Origin of the sequence: Streptomyces sp. NPDC058464, assembly GCF_042721035.1 — a bacterium.
Taxonomy (GTDB): Bacteria; Actinomycetota; Actinomycetes; order Streptomycetales; family Streptomycetaceae; genus Streptomyces.
Genome location: NZ_JBHXMA010000106.1, coordinates 1 through 7,718 on the forward strand (window position 1 = coordinate 1; position 7,718 = coordinate 7,718).

Sequence of the window (7,718 nt, forward strand, 5' to 3'; positions counted from 1 at the left end):
GGGGGCGGCGCGGCCGAGCCCCCCCGCCCCCCCACCCCCCAGAGGCCGAAACCGGGTCAGCCGACCGGCGGCGTCCCGTGCGTGTGGAAGGACGCGATCGTCTTGAGCCCCCACGCCTGCCCCTTGGCCCGTTCGGCCTCGGTCCAGGTGACCAGCGGCCAGTCGGGTGCCAGCACCAGCCGGGTGAGCGGGTTGCACAGCTCGATGCGGTTGCCGCCGGGCTCGTAGACGTACAGGAAGAACGTCTGCTGGATGGCGTGCTTGTGCGGGCCGGTCTCTATGAACACGCCGGTGTCGATGGCGAGGTCGGCCGCGCGCAGGATGTCCTCGCGGGTGTCGGTCGCGAAGGCGATGTGGTGCAGCCGTCCGGTGGAGCCGGTCCAGTCGGAGGTGTAGACGACGTCGTACGACTTGTGGGTGAAGGTCAGCCAGCGGGCCGCGATCGTCCCGTTGTCGAGGCGGACCTGTTCGGTCGGCCTGGCGCCCAGCACGTGTTCCTGGAACTCGGAGTTGGCGAGCACGTCGGCTGCCAGGAAGTTGACGTGGTCCAGTCGGCGCACGCCGACGCCCCGGTTGGGCTTGGCCTGCGGCTGGTTCTTCAGCGCGGGCTTCAACTCGTCGGGGGCCTGGTAGTGCTCGCTCTCCCAGTAGAGGGCGTGCTCGTGGCCGTCCGGGTCGGTGGTGACGTAGAGCTTGCCGAGGCCTGGCTCGTCCTCCACCCAGTGGCCGGTGCCGCCGGCCTCCTCGATCGCCTTGACACGGCGGTGGAGGGCCTCCTCGCTGGAGGTGCGCAGGGCGAGCCGGCCGAGGCCGGGCTGCTCGCGGGCGGTGAGGACCAGGCTGTGGTGCTCGTAGTCGTCGTAGGTGCGCAGCCAGACCGTGTCGCCGTCCTGGCCGTTGACGGTCAGTCCGAGGTAGTCGGTGAAGAAGGCGACGCTGGCGTCCAGGTCCGGGGTGAACAGCTGGGCGTGGCCGATATGGGCGATGTCACCGAGGGGCGGAGCCATCGTTGCCTCCTTGAGGTCGTGCGGGTGCGGTGGCGGCGGCGCGTGGGAAGACGGTGCCGTCGAAGATCTTGCGGGCGGTGCGGACGACCGCGGTGCGGCGGGCGGCCGGCGGGGAGCCGTCGGAGCCGGGGTCGACACTGGTGTCGATCTCCAGGAATCCGGTGGGGTGTTCGATGCGGATGCGGTCGCCGTGGTCCGGGAGCCGGGCGATCCTCTCCCCCACGCCGCCGGACAGTCTGAGCCCCGCGGCCACGCTCGCGGCGCCGAGGACGCCGATCGAGGTGTGGCAGCGGACGGGGATGAAGGTCCGGGTGGTGACCGCGCCGCCGTCGCGGGGCGGGGCGAGCAGGCTGAGCTTGGGCACGGTGGCGGTCTCGACGTCCCCGAGGCCCATCAGCTTGCCCGCCGCCAGCCGGATCTCGTGCAGCCGGTCGGCGAGGGCCAGGTCCTCCTCCAGGTCCTTGGGCGCCTCGTACCCGGTGACACCGAGGGCGCTCGCCGCGATCAGCACGGTCGGCATGCCGTTGTCGACGCAGGTCACCGCTGTGTCCGCGACGGTGTCCCGGACGTTGCCGGTGGGCAGCAGCGGACTCTCGCCGGCCGGGAACTCGATCACCACCGGGGCGGCCGTGCCGGGCACGCCGGAGATCTCGGCGTCCCCGGTGTAGTCGACGCGCCCGCCCGGGGTCGGGAAGGTGGCGACGGCCCGCTCCCCCGTGTTGAGCATCCGGATCCGTACCGAGGTCTCGCCGTCACCGGGCGCCACGAGCCCCCGCTCCACGGCGAACGGGCCGACCCCGGCCAGGATGTTCCCGCAGTTCTGACGGTCGGTCACCTCGGGGCGGTCGACGGCGACCTGGAGGAAGAGGTAGTCGACGTCCGCCGCCGGGTCGTCCGACACCGAGACGACCGCCACCTTGCTGGTGAGGGGGTGCGCCCCGCCCAGGCCGTCGATCTGCCGCGAGTCGGGGCTGCCCATCACCCGCAGCAGCAGGTCGTCGCGGGCGGCGGGGTCGGCGGGCAGGTCCTCGGCCAGGAAGTAGGCGCCCTTGGAGGTGCCGCCGCGCATCAGCATGCAGCGCACCTCCGCGGGCCCGGTCACTTGGTGTGCTCCTCGTACTCCTCGTACGTCTTGTACTCGACGCCGAGCCGCTGGAGGGTCTCCCGCAGTCCGTAGCGGTCCAGGCCCAGCTGGCCGCCGACGAAGGCGGCGCGGGTCGCGGCCTCCTTGGCCTCGCGGGCCTCGGACTTCCCGACCGTCTCGCGGGCGCGCTCGCGCGGTACGACCACGACCCCGTCGTCGTCGGCGAGGATCACGTCACCCGGGTTGATCACCTGCCCGTCGACGGCGATCGGCACGTTGACCGAGCCGCCGGTTGCCTTGACCGTGCCCTGCGAGGAGACGGCCCGGGACCAGGCGGCGAAGCCCATGTCCCGCAGCTCCTGGGTGTCCCGGATGCCGGTGTTGAGGACCACCCCGCGCACGCCGCGCTGCTTCAGCGCGGTCGCGAACAGCTCGCCGAACAGCCCGTCCGTGCAGGGCGAGGTGGTGGTGACGACCAGGATGTCGCCCTCGCCGCACTGTTCGACGGCCGCGTGGATCATGAGGTTGTCGCCGGGCCAGCTGAGCACGGTGACGGCGGTGCCTGCGACCCGTACGCCCTGCTGGATCGGCCGGATCCCCGGCCCGAGCAGGCCGGTCCGCCCCATCGCCTCGCTCACGGTGGCCACCCCGAAGCCGGCCAGCGCGTCGACGTCCTTCAGCTCCGCCTTCGGCGGGTCGGTGACGATCACGCCGCTCATGCCAGCTCCTGCGCGATCTGCGGGAACGGACGCATGAACGCCTCGGCCATGGTGGTGTGCGCCAGGCCCAGGTTGGGTCCGGCGTTCCGCTTGAGCTGGACGCCGCGGCGGACGGCGAGGTCGGTGTAGTAGGCCCACAGGTGCTGCTGCGCGCCGAGGCACTCCATCGCCTTGCGCTTGGTGTCCCAGACCTCGGTGATGTCGAGCAGCACCTCGGGCTTGAAGCCGCTCATCTCCGGCTGGTGCGGCTCGAAGTAGAAGACCGGCGGGGCGCCGATGATGTCGCCCTCGCCCGGGTAGCCGATGGCCTGCGCGAGGATCCTGGCCTCCAGGGCCATCCGGTTGGCGGCCGGGTGGTCGCCGTTGTAGGGGTCCTCGACGGGGTGGGTGAGCACGACGTCGGGCTGGGTCTCGCGGTAGACGGCGACCAGCTGGTCGGTCAGCTCGGCGGAGGCGACCAGCGGGTAGTCACCGGCGTCGAAGAAGCGGACCTCGGCGCCGAGCGCGGCGGCGGCCTTCTCCGCCTCCTCCCGGCGTATCGCCTTGATCTCCTCCAGGTTCCTGCCCTCGCGCCACGCCTTGGCGGACTCGCCGCGCTCACCGAAGGTCAGGCACGCGATGGTGACCTTCTCGCCCCGGGACGCGGCCAGGGCGATGGCTCCGCCCGCCCGCCACACGAAGTCCCCGGCATGCGCGGTGACGACCAGAGTGGATCGCGGTGGGGTGGTGGCGGGCGCGTTGGCGTGGGTCATCGAAAAACTCTCCTTGGTGGACAGGTGTGCGCCCACCCAGCCCGGGCGTGCTCAGTCGCGCAGTGCGTCGATCACGCTCGTGAGATGGGCGCGGACGGCCGCCTCGGCCGCCTGCGGATCCCTGGCCCTGATCGTCTCGATCATCGCCAGGTGCTCGTTCAGGGAGTGCTGCGGACGCCCCGGGCGCAGCGCCAACTGGAAACGGTGGCGCACCAGTTGGGCGTTGAGCCGCTCCAGCAGTTCCACGGCGGTCTGCTGGCCGGAGATCAGCCGGATCTTGGCGTGGAGTTCCTGGTTGAGCTCGGAGTAGGTGACCGGTTCGCCGGCGGCGACGGCCTTCTTCATGGCCGCCCCGAGGTCCGCGAGCTCGGTGAGCTGCTCGTCGCTGGCCGCGACGGCCGCCTTCGCGGCGCACAGTCCCTCCAGGACCATGCGGCACTCGGTGATCGCGACCGCTTCCTCCACGGTCACCACCCGCACCCGCGAGCCGCGGTTGCGGATCCGCTCGACCAGTCCCTGGGCCTCCAGATCGATCAGTGCCGCACGGATGCTGGCCCGCGTCACACCGAACTCCTCGGCGAGTTCGTTCTCCACCAGCCGCTGGGCCGGGGCCATCTCGCCGTGCAGGATCGCCTGCCGCAGCAGCGTGAACGCGTGCTGCTTGGCCTGCTCTCCGGTGCTCGGACGGGCTTCCTTCGGCATTGCGCCCTCCCTGAGTGAGTGCCTGTCGAACGTAAATCTAGCCAAACAAGATTGTCAACAATTTTGTCTGCCGTATTGCCGGGACAATCCGGCGGACCGTGCGCTCAGCCGGCCCGGTACAGCTCACTGAGCAGTTCGAGAACGGCCTGGTGAGCGGGGTGCGGATCGTCCCGCCACCAGGCCAGTCGGACGGCGACCGGTTCGGCGTCCCGGACCGGCCGGTAGACGATGCCGGGCCGCGGGTACTGGTTGGCGGTCGACTCGGCGGTCACGCCGACCGCACGGCCCGCGCCGATGGCGGTGAGCCAGTCGTCGACGTCGTGCGTCTCCTCGACGGCCGGCCGCGACTCCGGCGGCCACAGCTCCGGGGTGGTGGTGCCGCTACGCCGGTCGACCAGGAGGATCCTGCCGGTGAGGTCGGCGAGACGCACGGTCCGGCGCCGGGCCAGCGGATCGTCGGCGGCCAGTGCGGCGAGCCGCCGCTCCAGCCCCACGATGGCCGCGTCGAACCGGAGGTCCTCCAGCGGGCGGCGCACCACCGCGAGGTCGCAGACGCCTTCGGCGAGGCCGGCGGAGGCCGTGTTGACCCGGACGAGCTGCAGATCGGTCCCCGGACACGCGGCGGCCCAGCCCCGCTGGAAGGCGACGGTGTGCCGGCCCACGGCCGACCAGGCATACCCGATCCGGAGCAGGGTGTGTCCCGAGCCGGCCTCCTGGACCAGGCCGGCGACGTCCGCCAGCACCCGCCGGGCGCGCGCCACCACCCGCAGTCCGGTGGCCGTCGGGGTCACCGCGCGCGAGGTGCGCCGCAACAGCCGTACGCCCAGCGCGCGTTCGAGGGCCGCCAGGGTTCGGGAGACGGCCGCCTGGGACACTCCCAGGGCGATCGCCGCGTCGGTGAAGCTGCCCTCGTCGACGATGGCGACGAGACAGCGCAGCTGCCGCAGCTCGACCTCATCCATACGGACAGCGTATAGATCCCGGGCCGCATGCATTTTGCGCAAGCGCGGACCGGGCGCACCCTCCTCCCATGCGACGAGCCCTCGAACGCCCCGTCTCCTCCCCCACGGTCACGCCCTCCGCGCCGACCCGGCTCTCCGGCGTGGCCACCATGTTCGGCAGCGGCCTGTCCAACCAGACCGGCGCGGCCATCGGCTCTCTCGCGTTCCCGGTGCTCGGCCCGCTCGGGGTGGTGGCGGTACGGCAGTACGTGGCCGCGCTCGTCCTGGTGGCCGTCGGCCGGCCCCGCCCGCGGGACTTCACCTGGCGGCAGTGGTGGCCGGTGCTGCTGCTCGCGCTGGTCTTCGGCACGATGAACCTGACCCTTTACACCGCGATCGACCGGGTCGGCCTCGGCCTGGCGGTCACCCTGGAGTTCCTGGGCCCGCTCGCCATCGCGCTCACCGCGTCCCGCCGCCGGCTGGACGCGGGCTGCGCGGTGCTGGCGGCGGCCGGGGTGGTGGTGCTGATGCGCCCGCAGCCGTCGACCGACTACGCGGGTATGGCCCTGGGCCTGGTGGCCGCCGCCTGCTGGGCGTCGTACATCCTGCTCAACCGGGTGGTCGGCCGCCGGATACCGGGGGCGCAGGGCCCGGCGGCGGCCGCGAGCGTGTCGGCGCTGACGTTCCTGCCGGTGGGAATCGTGGTGGCAGTACGCCACCCTCCGACGGCCGGAGCCCTCCTGTGCGCGGTGGCGGCAGGCGTCCTGTCCTCGGCGATCCCGTACCTGGCCGACCTCCTCACCCTCCGCAAGATCCCGGCCCAGACCTTCGGCCTGTTCATGAGCGTCAACCCGGTACTGGCGGCGATCGTGGGGTGGGTGGTGCTGGGACAGGGCCTCGGGGTGCCGGAGTGGGCGGGGATCGGCGCGGTGGTCGCTGCGAACGCCGTAAGTCTGGCGCCCCTTTAGGGGCGCGGGGAACTGCGCGACCAGCCCCCACCGGCCAGCAGGCCGCGAACCACCTGCCCCCCACCCCGATCGCGAACGGCGCGGTGACCATGCGGCGCAGCCGCGCGTGCTCGGGGTCGTCCATCAGGATGAAGCTGATGTTGTTCTTCCCGTTGCTGGGGGCCTGGAGCGGATATCCGGGCCGGCTGAGGTCGGCGCCGACCCGGGGGTCGAGCAGCACGGCACGCTGGTCGGCGTACCGGGTGAGCAGCCAGTAGTCCTTGCCGTCCCGGAGCCGGACCTTGGAGAGCCGCCCCTTCTGCTGGGCGGCGCTCAGACCGGGGGCGGGCCGAAGGGGCAGCCCGTGGCCCGGGACATCGGGAACTCGGGGACCGGTGCGGACGGACCGGGGGCGCTGCCGGTCAGGGTGTCGGCCATCTCTGTCTCATCGGAGTGGGGGGATGAGCACATGCAAACAGGCTGGGCTGACCACTTCCGGTTGCCCCCGGCGATACCGCACGCCCCTCTCGGACGGTCGGCTGCTGCCCTGCCCTGCCCTGCCCCGGGCATCACGCCCGGCGAACGACGCGGACGCACTGACATTTGCTCATGCATGCCATCGCGAAGCAGTCACCCAGTCACCCGGACCCCGACGACTCCCCCAGCCAGTAGCCGAAACCCCGCCTGGTGTGGATCAGCGCGGGGCCGCCCCGGTCGACCTTGCGTCTGAGCCGAGAGACGAGTTGCTCGATGGCGTTGCCGTCCCGGAACTCGCCCCAGACGCAGTTGCTGATCTGCTCCTTGGACAGCACCGTCCGGGAGTTGACCAGGAGGTGGCGCAGGAGCCGGTACTCGGCGGGCGTGAGGTCGAGGGTGCGGGCGCCGCGGCGGGCCCGGCAGGTGCCGTCGTCCAGGACGAGGTCGGCGTGGTCCAGCGTGCCGCCCGGCAGGTCAGCGCCGCCCACGTCCCGGAGCAGGACCTCGACCCGGGCGAGGACCTCGGCGATCCGGAAGGGCTTGGTGACGTAGTCCCGCTCGCCGGTGCCGAGTTCGGGCACCAGGCGGGCCAGGGATTCGCAGGCGACCAGCAGGAGGACCGGCGGCCGGTAGGCCGGTCTGAGGCGGCCGCCCCGGGCGAGGTCCCCGAGGCCGGGCAGTTCGGCGTCGACGACGGCCAGGGCGATCCGGTGCTCCGCGAGCCGTCGCGCCACCTCGGCTCCGCTGCCCGCCGCACCGGTCCGGTAACCCGCCAGCTCCAGGGTGGAGGTGAGGAGTTCGGCGGCGTCCGGGGCGCCGGCGGCGACCAGGAGCCGCTGTCCGCTGCCACGGGCGAGTGCTTGGGGTATGGGGGAGCTGCCATACATGGGGTGACCCGTTCGTTCGAAGCGCGGGCAATTCGCTTGCTTGACTCAAGTAAGCCACATGTGCTTGCCTAACTCAAGTAATCGGGGTCGTTCTGAGCGGAGACCGCCCCGAGGGCCCGCCCGGCGGCGGGCCCGGGCGCCGGACCCGTGGGGACGGGATCCGGCGCGGGGCCCCGGCCGGGCACCGGCCCACACCCCCCGT

General features: G+C 72.4%; 8 protein-coding genes. 1 reads left to right on the forward strand and 7 read right to left on the reverse strand.

Annotated elements, in window-relative coordinates; genetic code table 11:
• Positions 1-56: 56 nt before the first annotated feature.
• The 6 genes from ACFWPQ_RS51700 to ACFWPQ_RS51725 all read right to left on the reverse strand — a co-directional run bounded on the left by ACFWPQ_RS51700 (position 57) and on the right by ACFWPQ_RS51725 (position 5,226).
• Positions 57-1,007 (reverse strand): VOC family protein, encoded by a 951-nt coding sequence (locus ACFWPQ_RS51700; RefSeq protein WP_384052118.1) that lies wholly within the window; start codon positions 1,005-1,007, stop codon positions 57-59.
• Positions 988-2,109, reverse strand: a complete 1,122-nt coding sequence (locus tag ACFWPQ_RS51705) for a 4-oxalomesaconate tautomerase (RefSeq protein WP_384052120.1) — start codon at positions 2,107-2,109, stop codon at positions 988-990. The genes ACFWPQ_RS51700 and ACFWPQ_RS51705 overlap by 20 nt, the downstream gene beginning before the upstream one ends.
• Positions 2,106-2,810: a 4-carboxy-4-hydroxy-2-oxoadipate aldolase/oxaloacetate decarboxylase gene (locus ACFWPQ_RS51710; RefSeq protein WP_384052122.1), complete on the reverse strand. Its 705-nt coding sequence runs from the start codon at positions 2,808-2,810 to the stop codon at positions 2,106-2,108. Before ACFWPQ_RS51710 ends, ACFWPQ_RS51705 begins: the two co-directional genes overlap by 4 nt.
• Positions 2,807-3,562, reverse strand: coding sequence for a PIG-L deacetylase family protein (locus ACFWPQ_RS51715; RefSeq protein WP_384052124.1), 756 nt, complete (start codon positions 3,560-3,562; stop codon positions 2,807-2,809). The genes ACFWPQ_RS51710 and ACFWPQ_RS51715 overlap by 4 nt, the downstream gene beginning before the upstream one ends.
• Positions 3,563-3,613: 51 nt before the next feature.
• Positions 3,614-4,264 (reverse strand): GntR family transcriptional regulator, encoded by a 651-nt coding sequence (locus ACFWPQ_RS51720; RefSeq protein WP_384052126.1) that lies wholly within the window; start codon positions 4,262-4,264, stop codon positions 3,614-3,616.
• Between the two features lie 104 nt (positions 4,265-4,368).
• Complete coding sequence (locus ACFWPQ_RS51725) at positions 4,369-5,226, reverse strand: LysR family transcriptional regulator (RefSeq protein WP_384052128.1); 858 nt, start codon at positions 5,224-5,226, stop codon at positions 4,369-4,371.
• Between the two features lie 140 nt (positions 5,227-5,366).
• Between ACFWPQ_RS51725 and ACFWPQ_RS51730 the strand changes: the two genes are divergently transcribed.
• Positions 5,367-6,173 carry a DMT family transporter gene (locus tag ACFWPQ_RS51730; RefSeq protein ID WP_384052132.1) on the forward strand — a complete coding sequence of 269 codons (807 nt, stop codon included), beginning with the start codon at positions 5,367-5,369 and terminating at the stop codon, positions 6,171-6,173.
• Between the two features lie 617 nt (positions 6,174-6,790).
• On the opposite strand, the gene ACFWPQ_RS51735 is transcribed toward ACFWPQ_RS51730, so the two are convergent.
• Positions 6,791-7,516: a response regulator transcription factor gene (locus tag ACFWPQ_RS51735; RefSeq protein ID WP_384052129.1), complete on the reverse strand. Its 726-nt coding sequence runs from the start codon at positions 7,514-7,516 to the stop codon at positions 6,791-6,793.
• Positions 7,517-7,718: the final 202 nt, after the last annotated feature.